Here is a 21,802-nt window from a genome sequence, read left to right as displayed (position 1 = left end):
TATGGTCGAGACAATTCAGAACAAACTGCGGGATATGGAACTAGTCACCCAACACTTGGTCCAACCAGACGATTTAAACTACCATAACAATCTTTTTGGTGGGAAAATGCTCTCCTGGATTGATGAGGGAATGGCGATGTATGTCATGAACAAAATTCGGTACACCAATATCGTCACGATGAGTATGGACAATGTGGTGTTTCGTTCCCCAGCGCGGGCAGGTGACATCATCCAAATTTATGGAAAGATTGTAAAATATGGAAAATCTTCCATCACCTCAAGAACTCTTGCCATTACTAACCACCCCCAAACAGGGAAAATGGCCGCCGTCATCGAAAGTGATATCACCTACGTATGCTTAGGTGAAAATGGAAAACCAACTGCGTATTTTAGAAACTTTACCCCTCCCACTTAGGGAACAGAGTTTGGGGGAGACCGATTAGATTAAAAATCCTCCCCGTGATAAAATCACCAAGGTCATCCAAAGTTTTTGGCATTTGGTAAAATCCAGGGGATGCAGGTAAGAGGATGGCCCCTGCTTCATCTAAAGCTAACATGTTCCTGAGGTGGATGCGGTTGTAGGGAGTTTCTCTCGGGACTACAATGAGACGCCTTCTTTCCTTTAAGGTCACATCGGCGGCTCGTTCGATTAAGTTTTCCGTTAACCCTGCAGACATCGATGCCACTGTTTTCATACTACAGGGGATCACAACCATGGCATCCCAAACATTGGAACCACTGGCTATGTCAGAACCGATATCAAAAAAATTACGAACATGGAATTTGTGTTTGGGTTTTACCTTCCACTTCTCTTCCACAAAAGACAAAATATCTTCAGTGGTTTTCACCATTGTTTCATATTCTTCTGAAAAGATACGTAAGGATGCGGGACTTGCCGTGATGTAGGTTTCCCCTTCGATCTCATACAATGCTTTTAAAAATCGAGCAGCATAAATGCTACCACTTGCACCCGCAAGGCCCACAACGAGTTTCATCGAAAACTAATTCCAGAGGAAATCTTCAGTAAAAACTCATTCCATTTATCAAAGAGGATTGCCAAAAACAAAACCACACTGATCCAGGAATTGATTTGGTAAAAAATGAGAGGGAGATCCTTTTGTTTGTATTGGTAAGAGATTTTATGTTCATACAACACCAAAATCCCAATCACAGAGAGGATTAAAAAATACATAAACCCAAGTTCGGCACTAATCCCTGCGAGGATAAAAAATACAAACGAAAGAGTATGTAAGATAACAGCAATGATACGGGATTTGGTTTCCCCTAATTTGGAAGGAATGCTATGGAGTTTTTCTTTGGCATCAAAATCCATATCCTGAATGGCATATAACACATCAAATGCGGAAATATGAAATAAGAGTCCTAGTGAAAATAAAATGGGAACTACATTCACTGTTTCTGTGATAGCAATCCAAGCACCGAGTGGCGCAAGAGAGATCGCAAAACCGAGAACCAAATGGCAAAACAAGGTAAATCGTTTGGTGAGAGAATACAAAAACAAAATGAAGAGTGCCGGGAAGGAAAGTAGGAAAGCCAGTTTGTTCACAAAAAAACTAGCAAAGATAAAAATGAAAGCGGAAAGCCCGATGAAGAGTAACGCCGATACTTTGGAAATTTTTCCAGCAGGGATTTCTCGGTTTTGTGTGCGGGGATTTTTTTCATCAATTTCTGAATCCACATACCTGTTGAAACCCATGGCAGCACTACGAGCACTGACCATACAAACAAGGATCAAAGCTCCAATCCGCAGCAAATCACCCGTATCGAGACTCGACTCGAGGTAAGCGAGGACAAAGCTGATCCCAGCAAAAGGCAAAGCAAAAAGTGTGTGGGAAAATTTAACCATTTTAGCGTAAAGAAATAGATTTTTGAAGAAGTTCATGGCATCCTTTCTGCACTTAGTTTAGACAGAGATCAGGTTTTTTGGTTCATTCTGTTTCGAATTCTTCCGTTCTTAGAACCAAGGTCACAAAATATGAATATCCGTCTTTCCTTTCTTGGAAGAAACCTTTGGTCTATTTTGACAATTGGATACTTTCTTTCACTTTCTTCCAGTTTCGCCCATGAAAGTCTGGAAGACCGACCTTTACGTATGTTTTTTCACTGTGGGAAGGAACTTTTCACAAAAATGGATGAGGAAGGACGTGGGGGACTCAGTGCCCTACTCGGTTTTGTGGAACGGGAAAAAATGGATTTGGATCTGAAACGAGGAAAAGGGTACATGTTGTACCCTTTTTCACCCAAAGACAAACCATTAGAATTCCCCTTCGATGGATTTAACCTGACAAAAACCATCGAAATGGACCATGGCCCCGTCAAACTCGGTTTAGGTTCCATAGACGGGCTCTTAAATGCGAAAAACACTGATGACTTTGACGGTTGGATCGTATATGTCAGTCCAGAAGAAGAAATCAAAATCCCTCTCATCTCAGTTCAAAACAATCCCGAACTCCCAATCTTTTTACTCGTCGAAGGGAAACCACAGGCAAGTTTTCGTTACATTTCCAATGTCCACCAAGTGGAATGCCCAAAAGACTACGGAAAACTTGGTACTTTAAATTTATACTATCGCAAACGAAACTTAATCCGTTTGGATTACAAAGTAGAATCCATCAATTTAACAGACCGCAATCGGTCTTGGAAACAGAGAAAGGAATCAGAAACAGAAGAAGGCCTTATGAAACCGACTCCGAATAAGAAGGACATAGGGAAGAAAGTGGACAATCCGAACAAAACGTCCGGCGCGCCTGGCAGTACTTACGACCGAGAAATATTAGGTAAAGAGATAGGTTTCGGCAAATTTCCTTAGGGGTAATTTTCATCATCTCCCGTTCAATTTGTACGGGATCAGTTTTTTTTGTGAAACCAAGTCGTTTGGTTAATCGTTTTACGTGGGTATCCACCACAAACCCTTCCACGACTCCATAAATTTCAGCAAGCACCACATTGGCTGTTTTCCGTCCGAAGCCAGGGAGTTTGATTGCTTCCTCCATTGTTTTAGGAATCTCACCACCAAATTCTGCTAACACCATTTTTGCAAAACCTTGTATACTTTTGGCTTTGTTTTTATAAAACCCAGTGGAAAAGATTTTTTTCTCAATCGCAGATAAAGGTGCTTTCGCAAAAGACTCAAGAGTCGGAAAGGTACGAAAGAGTTCGGGGGTGACTTGGTTTACACGTTCATCCGTACACTGTGCACTGAGGATGACAGCGATTGCCAACTCATAAGGTTTTGTAAATGTAAGGGGGGTTTCGACGACACCGAATTCCGCCTCAAGGAGACGGTATACTTCGGTGATATTGGGAGTTTTTTTGGATCGTTTCAATCCAGAACAACGAAATCTGAGATTTAAGTTGCTGGTTGTGCTTTTGGAGTGATTCCTACGTATTTTTTAGGAGTGATTGCGGAGATATCACCGCCGTGGTCTTTGATTGCCACTTTCAAACCTTTTTTACGAAGGGTTCTCAAAGCACGTGTAGAAATCTTAACGCGAACCCAACGGTTCTCGTCTTCCAAGAAGATTTTTTTTGTGATCACATTCACCTTCCAGATACGGCGATTCTTTTTATGAGAATGGGATACGTTGTTCCCTGCCGTTGTTCCTTTTCCGGTTACTACACATGTTCTAGCCATAATTATTACCTTGTTTCGCTATGTTTTTGTACCCTCAGAATGGGTCAATTCGAAACGAATCTTTTCCTGAAAGAATCGAAGTGCTTCAACTGGACTGTCAGCAAATCCAAATAAATGGAGGTCTTCTTCCGAAATCAGCTTCATCTCCGCTAATTTTTTGAAATTGATCACTTCCGTCCAAAATTTAGTTCCATAGAGAAGGATGGGAATCCTACTTTTTTTTCCAGTCTGGACAAGGGTAAGGGTTTCAAATAATTCATCAAAGGTCCCAAATCCACCAGGAAATGCAATCATCCCTCGGCATGTTTTCATAAACCAAAGTTTACGCATAAAAAAGTAATGAAACTCAAACGTAAGTTCTTTGTTCACATACGGATTCGGGTGTTGTTCGTGAGGAAGGACGATGTTTAACGCAACCGATTTTGCCCCTGCTTCTTTGGCACCTCGGTTCCCTGCTTCCATGATCCCAGGTCCACCTCCTGTGCAAATGAGCAAATTCCGATTCGGGACATCCAACTTTAAAACTTCTGCCCATTCTGAAATCAATCGGGAAAATTCTCTGGCTTCTTCGTAGTATGGGCTAAGACCTTCTAAGGGAGAAGGATTTTCGGTTTGGATTTTTTCCTGAGACGGGATCCTCGCAGAACCAAAAACAACAATGGTATCGGTAATTCCATGTTCATTGAACTCCGCCTTGGGATGTAGGTATTCCGAAAGGATCCGTATCGGCCCTGCTTCATTTCCCCATAAAAAACTTTGATTCTCAAAGGCTAAATCATTCATCTTGTTATCATAGATCGACCGATTGGTATAAAAGATGTGGAAATTCCCAAAAACATTTGAACTCTCGATTTCCTTAGAACATCTCCCTATGGTAGAAACCAAATTACAAAAAAGGATTCTCGATTGGGAAGAATCGGGATTTCAGAACTTCTTTCCCTACCAAGTCACTTCATGGAAAACCAAACCAGAAGCATTGTCTCATTCGAGTGTTTCCTTCGATTTTTTGTATGCGTTCTCAATTTTGGATTCGATTTCCTTTTTTTTATTTCCCAAGTCATTTGGAAAAAAGAAGAAGTCTCACTTAACAGACATTTTACGATCAAACATCGAAAATAAAACAAAGCCGAAAACCAAACCAAAGGTTTGGGAATCCATAGAACAATGGTGGAAGGAACCTTTACAATTAGATTTAGGCAATGTAATCATTGTGAATGCCAGTTTGGATATGGATGGGTTCAATAGCCCAATCGAACATCGCCATTTACAAATGGTTTCGGGGGCATCCAAACTGATACTCAGGCTTGGGTATTTAAAGGGAATCCAATACAGATTTCATAAAAAAACGTTTAAAGCACCTTACCCAAAATTTGGTGAGTGTTACATCAAAACTAGAGACACTCATTTGGACAAAAGCTTAGGTAAGGTTTATTTTAGTTTTTTAGGTTATCTATTCGAAAACCAAACTGACGAATACTTGTTACCTTTTTTTGGATTAAAACCACTGGTCCCAACTTCTATCCGATCGCTGATTCCAAATGAAATTTGGAACCAATGGAATGAAGGAGAAACAACAGATTGGATTGAATCCAACTTACATGGAGAAGAATTTGAATTTAGGCCTGTCTACCAGGTTTCCATTTCTTCGCAGCATCATCTAAAATAATGAAACGTGAATTTTTTCCAATCACTACTTCATTGATTTTTTGGTCTTGTAAAGCTCGGTAAACAGAAGTTCTACTAGTGTTTTTTTTCTCTGCGAAATATTTGATTTCCAAAAGGTTTTTACTAATTTGTTTACAAGTATTCACTAGGGCATCTGACATTGGGGAACTATCCTCTTTTTTTTTGTTAGACAGTTTGTTCGATAAAGAGAATATTTTTTTTTAGAATTGATCCAAACGAATCGAAAATTCGATTTTTTTTTCGGAATGTGCTTTGATTAGACTAGGATTTGCACCAGGGAAATGTAAAAAATTGCCAGTGCTTGTCATCGGTTCAATCGCAATTGACCTTCTATCTTGTGGAGTGTATACTTGGTAAAAGTTCCCACCTGAGATAAGTAACTTCTCCTTTTTGTTCATCGAAAAAAGACCAATGTAAGGAGTTTCATTTCCAGTCGCTCCATACAAATCATCCAAACTTTTTCCCATCAGTGGCAACTCACCATTGAGTAACAACTCACCACCTAATACGCGTTCCGGTAAAAGGTAATCTCCCAGTTTGATTTGGTGGAATCCAGATCCGATGAGAAATAGATCATCGATACTTTCTTCTTCGTTCCAACGGAAATAGGGATGGATTCCAAGTGAAAAGGGAAATTCTTCTTCTGATTGGTTCTTTAATTCATAGATGATTTTGAGTTCTGAAGGGGAAAGTTGGTACACTTCCGTCACTTGGATTTTGGAAAGTAAGGTCCCTTCCCAAGTTTCCGGAATGTCCATGGAAAATTTGACAGTGGATTCCAAGTCCCCTTGTGTATCGGAAAGTATGGTTCTTGGTAGGTTATGAAATAGCCCATGGAGTGGGATTCCGTTCCCATCTGTCAACCAATGGATACTGGGATAAAATGGCTCTCTCGCCCATGGATTTGGTTCCAATCGATTGACCCAGGGGAACATCAAAAACGAACCTGAGGCAAAAAATGGATCTGGGGCTTTATGGCCTGCAACAACAGAGACTGTAGAGCCATCTACGGGAGAATGGAGATTCAAATGCAACCATTGCCCCCCTCCAGTGGGTTCTGTCCCAAAACTAGAGTATTTTGTTTTCAGTTGGTGCAAGATTTATCTCCCAAAAATGATTGAAGTCAGAGTTTGCCATCTTAGAAAGGTTTGTATGCCTTTAAGAAAGTTTGGTCTAATTAGTTCCGTCGTTCTTCTTTCGATTCTTTTTACAGAATCATGTGTCATTGGGAATAGTATGAATTTATTCCCTCCAACAGCTAAGTCTGAATTCGAAGAGAAACTCATTGCTGGAAAGGATCAAGAAAAAATCGTAATTATCTCAATCGAAGGGATGATTTCTGATGAAGGAAAAGAATCCTTTTTTGGACCTTCTTCTGATTCGATGGTCGTCCGAGTGAAAGAATCACTCAAACGTGCAGAGAGAGACCCTGATGTCAAAGGTGTGATCTTAAAAATCAACTCTCCTGGTGGAACTGTTACGGCAAGTGACATCATCTACCAAGAAGTGAAAAAATTCAAAGAACGTAAAGGGATCCCTGTTTTTGCAGGATTTATGGATACAGCTGCTAGTGGTGCTTATTACATTGCAATGGCAACAGATTCCATAGGTGCCCACCCAACAACTGTTACAGGTTCTGTTGGTGTGATCATGTCGGGGATCAATGTGAAAGAAGGTTTAGACAAAATTGGAGTGAAAGACCAATCCTTTACCTCTGGTCCAAACAAAGCCCTTGGTTCACCTACAACAGAAATGACTGCGGAACAAAGAAAAATTTTACAGTCAATCATTGATAGTTTGTATGCTCGCTTTTTTGATGTTGTGAAAAAAGGCAGACCTAAAGTTTCTGAATCCAGACTCAAAGAAATTTGTGATGGAAGGATCTTCACAGCGGAACAAGCACAGAAAGAAGGGATGATTGATTTTATCGGTTATTTTGATAATTTTGTAATCGAACTCATGAAACACCCTAAGTATGAAGGCAACCCACAAGGATCACCTCGTATTGTTACTTACCAAAGAGGAAAAGTACCTGTGGAAAATATTTACCAAGCAACTGACGTGAAAGGAAATCCTATTTCATTTGGTATCGCTGATAAACTTCTTGGAACAAATACGAACTCGAAGTTTTTATACCTCTGGGATATCTAAATTTTAAGGTTACCTAATTCATGTTATTCAATTCGATTCCGTATTTAATTTTATTTGCGCTTACCTATTTAATCTATTGGAACATTCCACAAAAGGGGAGAAAACCCCTTCTTGTGGTTTCTTCTCTTATTTTTTACGCCTATTTTAGTTTTCCTTTTTTATTCCACTTCCTTTTAGTCATTCTTGTTAACTATGCGTTTAGCGAATGGATGTTTCGGAAAAAAGAAAAAGGAGAAAATCACAACAGTGTTTTATACACAATTGTCATTTTAAACGTTCTTAATTTAGCGTTCTTTAAGTATTTTTACTTCATTACCGATTCATTATATTCTTTAACGGGGTATCCTAGTTTCAAAGAAATTGCTGGCTCATGGAGCATCTTTTTACCACTGGCGATTAGTTTTTATACCTTCCAGATCATTGCTGTACAAGTGGACATCCACCGCGGAATCATAGAAAAAAGAATGTCCACTGTGGACTACTTCTTGTTCATTTTGTTTTTCCCACAACTCATCGCTGGTCCGATTATGAGGTCACAGGATTTCCTCCCTCAACTCGACCACCCCACCATAGACCAAGACCGAATGAAAAAGGGAATATTCCTCATCATTGGTGGTTTGTTTAAAAAGGTCATCATTGCAGAAAACATCGCACCAATCATTTCTCCTTTGTATCTAGACCCCGCGAAATACGATAGTTTTTCGATTTTCTTTAGTGTCCTTGCCTTCGCGATCCAAGTGTATTGTGACTTTTCTGGGTATACGGATATGGCAAGAGGATCTGCTAATTTACTGGGATATGAGATTCCAGAAAACTTCCAAGGTCCATTTTTTTCACAGTCTTTCCGAGAACTTTGGAGCAGATGGCACATCACATTATCCTCTTGGTTACGTGACTACATTTACATTCCATTAGGTGGAAGTAAAGGGAGCATTTTCCGATCCAATTTGAATTCCTTTATCACCATGTGCCTTGGAGGGTTGTGGCATGGAGCCAATTGGGCCTTTGTCCTTTGGGGTGCGTATTTAGGGGCTCTCATTTGGATCGAAAGGTCTTTATACCTCCACCGTGGCAAAAAGAAATTCATACCAGATACCTTCCCACTTGCAGGAATCATACGAACCATTGTGATCTTCATTGTATTTACATTCTCTGGAGTGTTTTTCCGTGCAGCAGCAAGAGGAGCAGAATCCTTAAATGTTGCTTATGAAATTTTTAAAGGTGTATTGACCCTTCGTAATACTGGAGATACCTTAAGCCGAGTTGATGAACTTCCCACCTTCATTGCCTTAGGACTTATGTTCAACTGGTTCCAATACTCACCGTTTGTGTATGAAAAACTAAAACCCTTTCAAAATATTTTACTCCCCATTTTATCCGTCGTAATCTTACTTTTACTCGGAATTTTTGGAGATGGTGGACAAGATTTTATTTACTTCCAATTCTAAATCAAATTGTAATTCCAATTTGACTTTAGTTCTACACCAAAAGAAGAAATTCCTTCTTCTTTTGGTGTTTTTTTTCCCACTCTTTTGCACACCAAAACTTGGATGGATTCGGACTTTACCGAAAGAATTTCCAAAAGATTCAGACTTACTCCTTGGGTCATACAAAAGGCCTGCTGAAAAAAAATCAGCGATGGGATCAAAAGATTTCCAACTCTTTTGGACGGAATCCATTTACATCGAACCAATTCTCGAATTTAAAAAAATTTGGAGAGAATGGAAGGTATACAAAGACCACTTCCAATTTCGCCAAATCATTGGGAAAGGTTCCATTGAGAAATCAAAGGAATGGGTCCTTTTAACAACAAAAGAATTGAATGTAAAAGAATGTCGATTGGAACAAACTAAAATCCAAATCACTAAACAATTCACAAATCGGATTCCATGCGAGGTCTTTGTTGTCGATTCCACAAAAAAATTCGAACATAAACTACTCTATTATTATGACGGAAAATCTTTATACCCACTTCAATATGAATCTGGTTATACAGAAGCCAATTTTGGGATTGCTTGGGAATCAGACATCCCATATGAAAAAACGAGATTATTGGAAATTGCGATACGTAAGTATGGGAAAAAAGAATTCCAACCCCACGTGTATCATCACGTGAAGTTGGATTGATTCGAAGGAAGAATCAAAAAAGGGTAACCATCTCTAGAAAGAATCATAACAACAAGTTTTGTTTAACGAACAGCCACCACCGCACAAGCCTTTGCAAATTGTTTTGATTCCAATTCAGCTTTGTGTTCGAATTTAGAAATTCCATGTGCACGGAAAGCATCACTTGCTTTTTTTGCATAAGTAGAAGCTTCACAAAAGTTACCAGCTTTTGAATACGCTTGGCTTGCTAAGTATTGGATCGAAGCAAAACTTTTATGGGATTTCATACCGATTGCTTCACGGATTTTAATTGCACGGTCATAATGAGTAGAAGCTAAATCAAACTCTCCCATTCCTTCTTCTTCGTTCGCCATTTTCACAAGTTCATTGGAAATGGCAGCCAAAGTTTCGTTATCGTATTGGCCAATGAGGGAGGCTACATCATCATTCAAAAAAGAAGACTCTCCAGCTTTCACTGAGAAGTTGATCGCTAAGATAATGATGGTTAAGAGTAGTTTTTTCATATTCCCTCCGAACTGCTGTTCATGAGAATAGATGCAACTATCGTGCCAACATGAGATCCCTCTAAAACCGCTTAGATTTGCCTTTTACGAAGATTCGGAATGGTTTGGGCCCTTCAAACTGCTGAAAAATTACGCAGATTGAGTGGTTTGCAAGAAATTGCCTAAAAAAAAAAGGGAAAACAAACCAAATCCCCCTCCTTCCTTTGCCGAAAAAGAAGAGATTTGGTTCTCATACGAAAGGTTTGAAAAGTGGATTTAGAACGGGGACTTACTTCAGTTCGTCGTCAGAGATTTCCAATTCACGTTGTAAGAAGTCATTTAGATCCATCGATCTATAGTGGTCTCTGTCCCCATCACATTGCCGTCCACCAGGTACAGACAAGGTACGGCCTGCAATCGTAATTGGTTTTAAGAATAAATTTCCAGTGAGAGGGCAATTTGGTCCTGGTGAAAGTCCGTTAAACGCACAAGTGGCCCCTTTGACCACATCGGCAGGAATTTCATCCGATTTGCCATTGGGGTAAAAACTTGGATAAGGCCCTTCGTTGTAAAAACGCGAATACATTTTCCCCCAAATCGGTGCCGCTACACCAGCAGCAGTGACTCCCTTTCCAAGAGAAAGAGAGGATTTATCAAAACCCATCCAAACAATGGATGTGTATTTTGGATCAAAACCGGCATACCAAACATTGGTATATGAAGATGTAGAACCTGTTTTTCCGCCAGATTCCCCTTTATAATTTCCTTTGTCTGCAGCACGCAAGGCTTGGGTTGGTGTTCCTCCCATTGCCACACCGATTAACATTTGTTTAATGATATATGCTGTGGCTTCAGGAATGATTTGGATGGTTCCATTTTTGGCTTCTTCAGCCAAAGTTTCTTGGACTTCCTTTTCTTTATTATAAACAACAGTCCCACTTTGGTTTAGCACATAACGAACACTAAATGGAATTACATCTTTTCCTTTGTTTGCAAGGATAGAATACCCAAGAGCCATTTCATAAGGTGTGAGTTCTGCAACTCCCAATGCCAGGGCTGGACCTGTTGGGAACCTAGCTTTATTGGTTTTTGTGACTTTGGAGGCAAAATCAATGACGGAATCGGTCCCAGTTCGCATGAGAACTTGCACCGACACAATGTTTAAGGATAAAGAGAGTGCGCGAGACAGAGGAACCATACCTCGGAAATCACCAGAAATGTCTTGAGGCGAATACCCTTCCCCTTCTTCCGTAATGGTGGTAAGTGGTGCATCCATAATCCCTGTTCCCGATCCAACAGCACGGTTTTGGATAGCAGCTGCATAAACAAATGGTTTGAATGCAGAACCTGTTTGGCGTCTTGCTTGCATCGCACGGTTAAATTGGTTTTTAGGAGAGAACCTTGAACCACCCACCATGGTTTGGATATAACCAGTTTGGTGGTCGATGGTAATGATAGCACCTTCTACGTGTAAGTTGGAAGAAAATACAAGAGAGGATCTTTGGAATTCTTTGACTGCTGCACTTTCGTTTTCGGAAGGGATAAAATCCGTTAACAATTCCAGAGCCGGTGCCATTTCTTTTTCTAAATGCAGACGAAATACTTGCCTGTCATCCAAACTTGTTACATATGGGACACCCACAGGGAATATGGAACCAAACAAATTGTATAAAGAAACAAGACCACGATCGGCACGCCCCGCATAACGGAAGTTTGCACCAAATGCAGATTTGTCTTGTTCGATTAGGCCTTTTCGTAATTCTTCTTCTGCAATTTCTTGTTTTCTCACATCAAGTGTGGTATAAACACGGAGTCCACCTGTGTAAAGAGCCTCCTCTCCCAATTCCTTCTCTAAGATTTGGCGAACCCACTCTGTAAAATAAGGGGCACGGTTGAGTTTAGCACCCCAAGTGGAACGAGATGGTGATTGAGTGATGACAACTGGCCAATACCGTTCCCAAAAATCATCGTGAATTTTCTTTACTTGGTCTTTCGGAATAAAACCATTTTTTGCCATGAGGCCAAGCACCACCATATGCGCTTGTTTGGCTTCTTTCGGGTTTTTGAAAGGGGAATAGGTAACAGGTGCTTTAGGAAGTCTTGCTAAAAGTGCTGCTTCAGCGATACTTAAGTCTCTAACATCTTTTTGGAAATATACATTGGCTGCAGACGACAAACCAGTTGTTCCATGGCCCAAATAAATTAAGTTAAAATAAATTTCTAAGATTTCTTCTTTGGTGTATTCTTGTTCGATTTGTAAGGTGAGAAGTGCTTCGAGGAATTTACGTCCAAAGGTTTTTTTCCTTTGTTGTAAGATGGTTTTTGCTAACTGTTGGGTTAAGGTGGATCCACCTTGGACAATACGGCCGGCAAAAACGTTTTTAATCGCAGCTCTTACAATGGCTAAAAAATCAATACCAAAGTGATTGAAAAAATTATCATCTTCTACTGATAAAAATGCATGGATCACATGAGGTGGAATATCACTGTATTTTAATAATTCTTGTTTGTGGCGGTATAACTCAGCAAACAAAACTCCATTGGTATCATATAATTTAGTTGGAGTAGTTGGTTGGTAAGATGCTAGTTTTTGTAATTCTTTCCCTTTGTTCACTTCGGAAAGAATGTATCCAAAAAAGAGTCCTCCCAGAAGTGCAATACTAAAGAAGGTAGTGATGGTAATTCGAAGTGTTTTTTCTTTGTTCATAGTCATTATAAGTGGAATCTAAGTCCTTCTCTTGCTAAATGAATTTTTAATTTCTTCTCGCCTAACTGCTGCTGGTGGAGTTTTGCGTTTTCATAAATATCATAAATTTTTTCATCAGAGTAACTTGGTTCATGGTGGGTGAGCACTAAGTTTTTCACACGCCAAGAAGAAGCACAATTCACGGACATCGTATAGGCCGTGTGACCCCAATCAAATTTGGAAAAGGATTCATCCAAGGTGTATTGGGTATCTAAAATGAGTAAGTCTGCATCCGCAAAAAAAGGCAAACAGTCATGGATTAGATCCATGTCAGCCCCCGTAAATTCTGCATCCGTAGCAAAGATAAAAATTTTACCAGCACGGTTTGTGAATTTATACGCAAACGAACCACCTGGGTGTTTTAATGGGTAACACTCTACTTTGAGACCCGATGGAAATTCCAATACATCCCCAGGGAAAAAAAGTTTAAACTCTTTTGCAGAACCTGTTCCGTCCAGTGGCACTGGAAAAAATTCTGGTTCTTGTTGTCTTTGTAATCGTTTTTCTAAATCAGCATAAGGAGAATAAAAATGCAAATGGAAGTCTGGGAAATAAATGGGCTTAAAAAAAGGAAGGCCCTGGATATGATCCCAGTGGGTATGTGTGATAAAGAAGGAGACAGTTTTTTTCAATTGATTTGTGAAATATTCGGAAACAAGTTCGTCACCTAAATTCCTAAGTCCCGTCCCCATATCCAAAACATAGGTTTGGCCATCATCATCGGTCACCGAAACACAGGTTGTGTCAGATCCTGTGACAAATTTTAAGTGGTAGGGAAGATTTTGCCAAAACTCATCCACAGATCCCACGGCCCCTGATTGTTTGTAGAGGTCCAGAATCTCGATTATTTTTTTGCGGTAGTCTTGGTTTCGGAGTGGGCTCGCAATGGAACCGCGGACTCCGTAGAGTTGCACAATCACTTCCTCGATGCTAGGAAATCGACTTTCCTTGTCACTCAAGATTTACGACCTTGAATTTATGGCCTCTCGTACCCCAGGATATGAACTCCGATTTGGACCACCTATGGTTCCCGTTGTCCGAACTCTGATTTTAGTCAATGTCATCTTTTTCATTCTGCAACTTTTGGCAAAACTAAGCTTCCACACTCCCTTTGTGGAACTCTATTTGGGTCTCTCACCCGAACTTGTGTTCCGAGGATGGGTTTGGCAACTCGTGAGTTATGCATTTTTACACGGAAGTTTTATGCACATCCTAATCAATATGCTGAGCCTTTGGATGTTTGGTTCAGAACTTGCTGAAATTTGGGGGGAACGTGCCTTTCTCAAATTTTATTTTTTCACTGCCCTACTCGGTGGGATTGGAACCATCACAGCACAATATTTTGGAATCCCACAAGGTGTCGTTGTCGGAGCAAGTGCCAGTATCTACGGACTTCTTGTTGCGTATGGGATGACATGGCCAAACCGCGAACTTTTGGTATTTCTCATTTTTCCCATGCGAGCCAAATACTTTGTGATGATTGTGATGCTTATGGTACTGTTTGCACAAGGAGAACGAGTCGCACACTTTGCTCATTTGGGTGGGGCGATCGGCGGACTCATCCTTATGAAATTGTACACAGGTTGGAAAGGCACAAAATCCTCCCTTCCCACTTGGTCACTTTCTCGTTACCTACAAAAACGTAGGTTTATGCGGTACCAAGAAGAAATGGCAAAACGAGAAAATGCCAAAACCAAAGTGGATGAACTCCTGGAAAAAATTTCGAAAAACGGAATGGAGTCTTTATCCCGAAAAGAACGTAAGTTTTTAAACGAAGCCTCACAAAAATACTTCAACGAGTGACAAAAAAAGTTTTTTTCTTTCCCCCTACTCCTCCAAGATCGCCTTACTACAATTTGGCGATTGAAGAATCCGTTGCCATCCAAATGGTAAGTTCTGGGATCACAGCAGGGATCAGGTTATGGAAAAATCCGGATTCCATCATCCTTGGGCTTTCTGAAAATCCTTACCGCAATATCAAAGAAAATGTAGTGAAAACCTATGAGAATGAAGTAAGGTCATTTGGATTTGGGAAAAAACCAAAACCAAACTTCTGTTACATCGCTAGGCGTGCCTCGGGGGGAGGGACAGTTTTCCATTCCCTTTCTGGGAATATCAATTATTCGCTTTATTTTAACTTAGAGGAACGAAAGGAATTATTCCCTGTCAAAGAAAGTTACGACCGTATTTTAGGAATCATTTCCAAATCCCTCTCCCACCAAAACATCAACTCTTTTGCCAAAGGCAAATCAGACCTTGTGTTAGAAAAAGATGGAGTTTTTAAAAAAATCTCAGGAAACGCACAGTTTCGAAAACGAAATTGTATTGTTCAACATGGAACTCTCATTTTAGAAGAAAGTCTCATTGAACGTGTCTCCGAAGTATTACACCACCCACCCGAAGAACCAGATTACCGAAAGGAAAGAGGCCATAAGGATTTTTTAACCTCCATTCCTGGTTTTTTTTCCGAAGAAAAGTGGGCCATCGATTTGGTTAGGGAAGTATTTTTGTATTTAGAAGAGCCACTTCCCTCCGATTTTTCAAACATTTCCTTCTTTGGAAGGGACTTTTCTACTTTTCGGAAACAAGTGCTCAGAGAATCTGAATTTATTCGCAAGAAGAAATACCAAAATCCAGAATACACACTCCACAGAGAAATTCCGACATGAGTTATTTACAAAAACAAGACCCTGAAGTTTATGCTGCCCTAAAAAAAGAAGACGAAAGACAAGAACATTCCCTCGAAATGATTGCGAGTGAAAACTTTGTTTCTCGCCCTGTTCTCGAAGCTTACCACTCTACACTGACCAATAAATATGCGGAAGGTTATCCTGGAAAACGATACTACAATGGCTGTGAAAATGCTGATAAAGTAGAAGAACTCGCTATTGAAAGAGCCAAAAAAATGTTTGGTGCCGAATATGCAAATGTACAACCACATAGCGGTGCTCAGGCGAATATGGCGGTATTTCTTGCCACTCTAGAACCGGGTGATAGTTTCCTTGGAATGAATTTGGCACACGGTGGCCACCTAACACATGGTAGTGCAGTCAACATCAGTGGTAAATATTTTAAACCAATCCCTTACGGTGTGGATGAAAAAACAGAAACTATCAACTACGATGAAGTGGCAAAACTAGCAAAAGAACACAAACCAAAACTCATCGTTGTTGGTGCATCTGCTTACCCTCGCATTATCGATTTTAACAAATTCAGAGAAATTGCAAATGACATTGGTGCCAAAATCATGGCAGACATTGCACATATCTCTGGTTTGGTGGTAGCTGGTGAACACCCAAGTCCTATTGGTGTTTGTGATTTTGTAACTACTACAACTCATAAAACATTACGTGGACCTCGTGGTGGTCTCATTTTGTCTTCTTCTGAAAACGAAAAAGTTCTCAATTCTCGAGTGTTCCCGGGAATCCAAGGTGGACCTCTCATGCACGTGATTGCTGCGAAAGCAGTAGCCTTTGGAGAAGCACTCCAACCAGAATTCAAAACCTACATCAAACAAGTTGTGAAAAACGCGAAAGTCCTTGCAGAAGTTTTCCAAAAACGAGGGTTTCGTGTGGTATCAGGTGGAACAGACAACCATATTGTTTTACTAGATGTGTCTGTAAAAGGTCTCACAGGAAAAGATGCAGCGGATGGACTTGATCATATCGGTGTGACTGTGAACAAAAACGCAATCCCATTTGATAAAAACCCTCCTGCTGTTGCTTCAGGGATCCGACTCGGAACTCCCGCTCTCACCACAAGAGGCCTCAAAGAAAAAGAAATCGAAGCCGTTGGCAATTTGATTTGTGATTACTTAGATCATTTTGGTGATGCGACTTGGGAATCAAAGGTAAAAGCAGCTGTCAAAGAAATCACAGATGCTTTCCCTATGAAACATTTCCGATTGGAAGACTAAAACCTACCTAACCAAAACATTTCTCCGTTCCGTATATCCATCGGATAACGGATCGGAGAACGTTCTCTCAACAATCTCGACAGATTCTTTTCCATAAAATACTAAAGTGGAAGCTCTTGTTCCATATTGAGGAGTTTTGATGCGAACAGAGGAAAGACCCCTTTCCCGTTCGAGCCCAATCCCTGTATCTGGTAAGGACTCGTCCTCTCTGACAAGTTCTGCATCATTTAACGAACGAAAAAGTTCCCATTCGATTTCGGATTTGGAAATATTTTTCTCCTGCCATCTCGTTACCAATGGTTTCATTTGGGACAAAAGTTTTTCTGTTTTTGGCCAATGGGTATCCCAACTGGCATTACTCACCGCATGAAACCCAAACTCCACTTTTTGGGTGGTAAATGGATCTCCACCGAGCGCGAACGCCTCCTTCCCATCAAAGAGAAATAAATTGAATCCTTCATACTGGTTCTGGTTGGCCTTCACTTCGTTTGCATAAAGGGATGAAGATACAGAGTCTCTTGATTCTAAAAAACGAATCACAAGTTCCCCTCTGGATTTTGGGTTGGGATGGTGGGGTTTTCGGAAATTACGAACATTTGTGAGGAAAGCAACTTTCCCATCTTTGTTCCCACCAAGCCAAGTCCCACCCGCTTTTAGATCTTTACCGGCAATGATGGTGGGTTCGGTTTTCCAAACATGTAACCCCTCGGTGGGACGTTCAAAAAATTCATCACGGTTGGAGGCAACTACCAAAGGAAAATCTGGGTGGATGCCATAGGCAATACCAACTAAACACATCTTTTTTCAAAAGATCTTTTGCTTTGGCAAAAGAAAGCGAAAAACCTAAGAAATATTTGGATTGAACCCCAAAAACCATATGAAAACGTGAATTGCATTACGATATGAAAGCATTGGAAGCCATAAAAGCCGTCTCTATTTTCCAAGAATCTGTTTTGGATTGGCATAAAAAAGAAGCCCCCCATCCCAATCCCTATCCTGAGGGAACTTTAGAGTTCACACTATACCAAAAAAACCACATCGATACCATCCAATGGCACATCGAAGATGAAATCCGTAGGCCAGACATTGCTTTAGAAGACGTTGTGGCTCTCAAACGGAAAATCGACAAACTAAACCAAGACCGAACTGATATGGTAGAAAGGTTGGATGATTTTGTCATCGAGATGTTTCACACGGTGAGACCAAAACCAGATGCAAGACTCAATTCCGAATCCCCTGCTTGGTTACTCGATCGAATGAGTATCCTAGAATTAAAAATTTACCATATGGAAGAACAGGTAAATCGGAAAGATTCATCTGCCACCAAAGAACACATTGAAAAATGCCAAGCTAAGTTAACTGTATTACTCGACCAAAGAGAAGACTTAAAACAATGTTTAGAGGAATTGTTTGATGATTATGCCAAAGGGATCAAACGAGTCAAAGTATACCGACAAATGAAGATGTATAATGACCAAAATCTAAATCCATCTTTATATAAGAATCAAAAATGACAAACCTTCTTGTACTTCGGTTTTCAGCGATGGGAGATGTTGCTTTAATGACACCAGCTCTCATTGCAATCGCCGCAAAATACTCCAACATTCAATTAACAGTTGTTACAAGAGGAAACTTCGCACCATTTTTTTACAATATCCCCAACCTAAATGTTTTAGGTATCAATCTAAAAAAATACAAAGGAATCCTCGGTTTATGGAGGATGTACAGAGACATAGATAAACTCGGTCCTTTTGGTTCTGTAATTGACCTTCATGGTTCTTTACGTTCCAGACTCATTGCCTTTTTTTTCCGATTAAAAGGTGTGCCTTATTCTAAGATCATCAAAGGTCGTAGAGAAAAATTAGCACAAACAAGACGTTATAATAAAAAATTAAACCAACTCCCCCATACAGTGGAACGTTACTTAAATGTATTTCGAAAATCAGGATTTGATGCACCAATTCGAAAAGGTCCATGGTTAAATGTAGATGGTGAATCCAAAATATTCGCCAAAGATTATTTTAAATCCATTGGCATCGATAAAAAAGATGGGCAGTGGTTTGGATTTGCACCTTTTGCTGGACACGCACTAAAAGAGTGGAGTTTTGAGAAATGCAAACGCCTTGTGGAAGTTTTGGTTTCTGAATTTCCAGATTGCCATGTATTTTTATTCGGTGGTCGCGATGAAGCCAAGGAATTGGAAATCTTAAAAAACAACCTAACACAAGTTCATATCGTGCAAGGTGGTCATTTAGGGATTCGCGGGGAACTTGGGATTATGGACCGTCTAGATGTAATGATTGGAATGGACAGTTCTAACGTACACATTGCAGCCTTATTAAAAAAACCAGTCATTGGTATTTACGGAACCACTCATCCGTTATCTGGATTTGGACCATTTGCACAAGAAGATTCAGGAGTCTTACAAGTTGACTTACCATGTAGGCCATGTTCCATTTATGGGAATACAAAATGTTGGCGGGGTGATCACGCATGTATGGAACTCATCGATCCATTGGACGTTGTGAGAAGGATTCGCCTCATCCAAAATGTAAACACTCTCTGGTAATTGGGTTTCTTTAAATCATAAAGAACGAAAGGGAAGGAAAAAAACTGTGAATCGAAAGTTATTCCGTTTGAGTTTGGCATTTATCCTTCCTTTTCTCATTATCTCCATTTTGTTTACCCCTCTTTTTTCCCAAGAATTTGATTCCCAATTCCAAGAAGTCGACCTTCCATCACCTAACAAAAATGACTTCGAAGAACAAATCAAATGCCAAGAAGGTATCTGTAAACAAATCAAGTTCACAGAAGATGGGAAATACTTAGATGAAGTTTGGACAGAACTTGGAAAAGGTGGAGGGAAAGTTGTTGTAGATTTTTTAGATTTCCCCATGTCATTCAGTGAATCACGAATGGAGCCCATCGCAGAATACCTTCGTGAAATAGCAAAACGAGATGGTCATGTCAGTTTTGAACCGTTTTACATCGCCACAAGAGGGATCGGTTTTACAGACATTCCTGTTGTAAAAGATTTATTTGGATTATCGTATAACATATACAGACGGATTCGATCTTTTGTCAAATTCGGAAGGATGGGATCTTATAACGCAAAAGTACTGTATCATCCAACAAACGGAAAAGTATTACAAGTTTTCTTTTTTCATAAAAATTATGGGAACCTTTGTGAAACCGTATATTCCACTTGTGACCGCATCGAATACATAGATGATGAAATATTCGACAAACAACTTTCTTTACGGTTAAAAGAAACAAGGCAACGGAATATTGAAATCCGATTTGGCCAAACACCTGCTATTTTACCAACAGCTAAACTTGATCTAGGGAATTTACTAGATTCAAATCGATCTGCAAGGCTTTATAAATGGCTCATCATATCCAAAAAAACTGAAACCAAAACCGTTAAAAAAAATAGGTTCCTCACACTGGAACTCGCAATCAAAACAATCGACTATACACTTAGTGTGTATGAATTAGTAGAAACGATCCAAATGTATATTCCAGCAAGATCCAAACAAGCTGAAGTCATTTACGAAGATACGGAAGAAGGAAAACAAGTGCGTTCCGTCGTTTTTTACCCACTCCCGAACCAAGATTAGTTTCCATTTTGGTCTTTAAATTCCATTCCAATAAGTCCATCATCATTCAGGCAGTGAAAGGAAAACGAGATTCTATCCTTAAAGGAATTGTTATTGCATAAAATCAAAAAACAAATCGAAAATCGTAGTCTTTTTCACTTTACCTTTCATTGCTTCAATGACTTTTCCATACACTTCTTCCATTGCATCCACACATTTTTCCATTTCATGCCCAGAAGCAACGTGAATGGAATGTTTGGAAAACTTTGAATACAAACTTGGATTGCGAACGATCTCAAGTGCACCTTGTGCAATTCCTTTTGCATCAAATGATTTTGCGATGAAACCATTTTCACCGTGGCGGATGAGTTCAGGAAGTGCAAATGCATCAACACCAACAGCAGGAAGACCGCATGCAATCGCTTCCAATACAACCAAACCTTGTGTTTCCATAGTGGAAGCAGTTAAAAACACATCATACTGTGGGTATACTTCGTGTAAAACTGCATTCGGAATAAATCCCTTGAATTCAACAGAATGATCAATGCCGAGGTGTTCTGCTTGGCGTTGTAAGGATGGTATGGCTGGTCCTTCTCCAATGATGGTTAATGTAGCTTTAGGAAATTGTTCATGAATGAGTTTGAATGCATTGATGACGATATCACAATTTTTTTCATACGAAATTCGTCCTACATGCAAAAACTTCGGTGCTTCACCACTCAAATATTCTTTTGGTTTTCCTTGGAATCGTTTTAAGTCCATTCCATTGGAAACAACTGTGATCGGGCGAGTGATGCCATATTCAATCAACTGTTCTTTGATCAAATGACTAGGTGAGATGACCACATCACATCGATTATAGATATCATTACAAATTTTTAGAATAATTTTTTTTCGAATGTTGAAATTATCAAATTTTACAATTTTATCCAACTCTTCTACGTTTAACTTTTTTTTAAATTTGTTGGCTTTAAAAAATAATTTGTCAAGTTTGAAGAGTCGGTAAAAAGAAACATACATCTCCTGTTCTGCCATCAGTGTGTGATAGGTTCCAATAGTAGGAACCCCAAATCGTTCCGCTGCATTCACCGCATAAAGACCGAGAAGTCCCGGTGTATGAATATGGATGAGATCGGGTTTAAAATCTTCAATGATCCTTTTGATTTTTCCAGGAGAAGGTAAAACCACCTTAATATCTGGGTAACTTGGCAAATACCCCGATCGAAATCGAATCACTTGGATATTGTCAGTCATCCGATCAAAGTCCCCATCCCCATACTTGGGAGCACAAATGCAAAATTGGTGGCCTCTGAGAGCCAAAAGCTCTGAAAAATTCTTAATGGAAACAGCAACCCCATCGGTTTTTGGCAAAAAAGTGTCGGAAAAATATAAAACTCGCAACTGTTACCTCTTTACAAATGAGAGAAAAGGATTACTCTC

Annotated in this window: 23 protein-coding genes; 11 read left to right on the top strand and 12 right to left on the bottom strand. The window is 39.9% G+C overall.

The features are described from left to right. The first annotated feature begins 1 nt into the window (after position 1). Positions 2-415 carry an acyl-CoA thioesterase gene (locus ND812_RS07710; RefSeq protein ID WP_100718725.1) on the top strand — a complete coding sequence of 138 codons (414 nt, stop codon included), beginning with the start codon at positions 2-4 and terminating at the stop codon, positions 413-415. On the opposite strand, the gene ND812_RS07705 is transcribed toward ND812_RS07710, so the two are convergent. From ND812_RS07705 to ND812_RS07685, 5 genes are all read right to left on the bottom strand, one after another. Then, entirely contained in the window at positions 399-995 is a 597-nt protein-coding gene (locus tag ND812_RS07705; RefSeq protein ID WP_265374969.1) for a UbiX family flavin prenyltransferase, read from the bottom strand. The genes ND812_RS07710 and ND812_RS07705 overlap by 17 nt on opposite strands. Further along, the gene (locus tag ND812_RS07700; protein ID WP_265374968.1) at positions 992-1,903 is read right to left on the bottom strand and encodes a UbiA-like polyprenyltransferase; all 912 of its coding nucleotides are present in this window, start codon (positions 1,901-1,903) and stop codon (positions 992-994) included. Before ND812_RS07700 ends, ND812_RS07705 begins: the two co-directional genes overlap by 4 nt. A gap of 793 nt (positions 1,904-2,696) precedes the next feature. After that, entirely contained in the window at positions 2,697-3,347 is a 651-nt protein-coding gene (locus ND812_RS07695; RefSeq protein ID WP_135604815.1) for an endonuclease III domain-containing protein, read from the bottom strand. Between the two features lie 23 nt (positions 3,348-3,370). Beyond that, positions 3,371-3,655, bottom strand: a complete 285-nt coding sequence (gene rpmB / locus ND812_RS07690; protein WP_100718729.1) for a 50S ribosomal protein L28 — start codon at positions 3,653-3,655, stop codon at positions 3,371-3,373. Between the two features lie 18 nt (positions 3,656-3,673). Next, complete coding sequence (locus ND812_RS07685) at positions 3,674-4,438, bottom strand: LOG family protein (RefSeq protein WP_265374967.1); 765 nt, start codon at positions 4,436-4,438, stop codon at positions 3,674-3,676. 34 nt (positions 4,439-4,472) lie between these two features. Here ND812_RS07685 and ND812_RS07680 point away from each other — a divergent pair, with 34 nt between their 5' ends. Continuing rightward, complete coding sequence (locus tag ND812_RS07680; protein WP_265374966.1) at positions 4,473-5,321, top strand: hypothetical protein; 849 nt, start codon at positions 4,473-4,475, stop codon at positions 5,319-5,321. Here the strand turns inward: ND812_RS07680 and ND812_RS07675 are convergent. Next, positions 5,272-5,481, bottom strand: a complete 210-nt coding sequence (locus ND812_RS07675) for a hypothetical protein (RefSeq protein ID WP_100718732.1) — start codon at positions 5,479-5,481, stop codon at positions 5,272-5,274. The two genes, ND812_RS07680 and ND812_RS07675, sit on opposite strands and share 50 nt — an antisense overlap. Before the next feature lie 60 nt (positions 5,482-5,541). Next, entirely contained in the window at positions 5,542-6,438 is an 897-nt protein-coding gene (locus tag ND812_RS07670; RefSeq protein WP_265374965.1) for an aldose 1-epimerase, read from the bottom strand. A 55-nt stretch (positions 6,439-6,493) separates the two neighbouring features. On the opposite strand from ND812_RS07670, the gene sppA reads away from it, so the two are divergent. Genes sppA through ND812_RS07655 form a run of 3 tightly spaced genes read left to right on the top strand, consistent with a single transcriptional unit; the run spans position 6,494 to position 9,619 of the window. After that, positions 6,494-7,492 (top strand): signal peptide peptidase SppA, encoded by a 999-nt coding sequence (gene sppA, locus ND812_RS07665; RefSeq protein ID WP_265358463.1) that lies wholly within the window; start codon positions 6,494-6,496, stop codon positions 7,490-7,492. Positions 7,493-7,512: 20 nt separating this feature from the next. Further along, positions 7,513-8,940 carry an MBOAT family O-acyltransferase gene (locus tag ND812_RS07660; protein ID WP_265374964.1) on the top strand — a complete coding sequence of 476 codons (1,428 nt, stop codon included), beginning with the start codon at positions 7,513-7,515 and terminating at the stop codon, positions 8,938-8,940. Continuing rightward, the gene (locus tag ND812_RS07655) at positions 8,906-9,619 is read left to right on the top strand and encodes a hypothetical protein (RefSeq protein WP_265374963.1); all 714 of its coding nucleotides are present in this window, start codon (positions 8,906-8,908) and stop codon (positions 9,617-9,619) included. Before ND812_RS07660 ends, ND812_RS07655 begins: the two co-directional genes overlap by 35 nt. Before the next feature lie 62 nt (positions 9,620-9,681). Here the strand turns inward: ND812_RS07655 and ND812_RS07650 are convergent, their stop codons facing one another. The 3 genes from ND812_RS07650 to ND812_RS07640 form a co-directional block, all read right to left on the bottom strand. Continuing rightward, positions 9,682-10,122, bottom strand: coding sequence for a tetratricopeptide repeat protein (locus ND812_RS07650; protein WP_265374962.1), 441 nt, complete (start codon positions 10,120-10,122; stop codon positions 9,682-9,684). Positions 10,123-10,390: 268 nt separating this feature from the next. Further along, entirely contained in the window at positions 10,391-12,808 is a 2,418-nt protein-coding gene (locus tag ND812_RS07645) for a penicillin-binding protein 1A (protein ID WP_265358466.1), read from the bottom strand. A gap of 5 nt (positions 12,809-12,813) precedes the next feature. Then, entirely contained in the window at positions 12,814-13,767 is a 954-nt protein-coding gene (locus ND812_RS07640) for an MBL fold metallo-hydrolase (protein WP_174705069.1), read from the bottom strand. A gap of 58 nt (positions 13,768-13,825) precedes the next feature. Between ND812_RS07640 and ND812_RS07635 the strand changes: the two genes are divergently transcribed. Genes ND812_RS07635 through glyA form a run of 3 tightly spaced genes read left to right on the top strand, consistent with a single transcriptional unit; the run spans position 13,826 to position 16,763 of the window. Beyond that, positions 13,826-14,650 carry a rhomboid family intramembrane serine protease gene (locus ND812_RS07635; RefSeq protein ID WP_265375926.1) on the top strand — a complete coding sequence of 275 codons (825 nt, stop codon included), beginning with the start codon at positions 13,826-13,828 and terminating at the stop codon, positions 14,648-14,650. Beyond that, complete coding sequence (locus ND812_RS07630; protein WP_108959582.1) at positions 14,647-15,516, top strand: lipoate--protein ligase family protein; 870 nt, start codon at positions 14,647-14,649, stop codon at positions 15,514-15,516. Before ND812_RS07635 ends, ND812_RS07630 begins: the two co-directional genes overlap by 4 nt. Then, positions 15,513-16,763, top strand: a complete 1,251-nt coding sequence (glyA, locus tag ND812_RS07625) for a serine hydroxymethyltransferase (protein WP_265374960.1) — start codon at positions 15,513-15,515, stop codon at positions 16,761-16,763. Before ND812_RS07630 ends, glyA begins: the two co-directional genes overlap by 4 nt. A gap of 3 nt (positions 16,764-16,766) precedes the next feature. On the opposite strand, the gene ND812_RS07620 is transcribed toward glyA, so the two are convergent. Next, the gene (locus ND812_RS07620) at positions 16,767-17,561 is read right to left on the bottom strand and encodes an NRDE family protein (RefSeq protein ID WP_265374959.1); all 795 of its coding nucleotides are present in this window, start codon (positions 17,559-17,561) and stop codon (positions 16,767-16,769) included. A gap of 104 nt (positions 17,562-17,665) precedes the next feature. On the opposite strand from ND812_RS07620, the gene ND812_RS07615 reads away from it, so the two are divergent. From ND812_RS07615 to ND812_RS07605, 3 genes are read left to right on the top strand one after another with little or no spacing between them, the layout of a single operon-like run. Further along, complete coding sequence (locus tag ND812_RS07615) at positions 17,666-18,277, top strand: DUF4254 domain-containing protein (RefSeq protein ID WP_265374958.1); 612 nt, start codon at positions 17,666-17,668, stop codon at positions 18,275-18,277. Continuing rightward, on the top strand, positions 18,274-19,332 hold the full coding sequence (locus ND812_RS07610; protein WP_322113656.1) for a glycosyltransferase family 9 protein: 1,059 nt from the start codon (positions 18,274-18,276) through the stop codon (positions 19,330-19,332). The genes ND812_RS07615 and ND812_RS07610 overlap by 4 nt, the downstream gene beginning before the upstream one ends. A gap of 46 nt (positions 19,333-19,378) precedes the next feature. Then, positions 19,379-20,383 carry a hypothetical protein gene (locus ND812_RS07605; RefSeq protein ID WP_265374957.1) on the top strand — a complete coding sequence of 335 codons (1,005 nt, stop codon included), beginning with the start codon at positions 19,379-19,381 and terminating at the stop codon, positions 20,381-20,383. A 90-nt stretch (positions 20,384-20,473) separates the two neighbouring features. Here the strand turns inward: ND812_RS07605 and ND812_RS07600 are convergent, their stop codons facing one another. Then, positions 20,474-21,763 carry a glycosyltransferase gene (locus ND812_RS07600; RefSeq protein WP_265374956.1) on the bottom strand — a complete coding sequence of 430 codons (1,290 nt, stop codon included), beginning with the start codon at positions 21,761-21,763 and terminating at the stop codon, positions 20,474-20,476. Positions 21,764-21,802 lie beyond the last annotated feature (39 nt).

It is taken from the genome of Leptospira limi (assembly GCF_026151395.1).
GTDB lineage: Bacteria > Spirochaetota > Leptospiria > Leptospirales > Leptospiraceae > Leptospira_A > Leptospira_A limi.
This window is presented reverse-complemented; position numbering and strand designations above follow the sequence as displayed.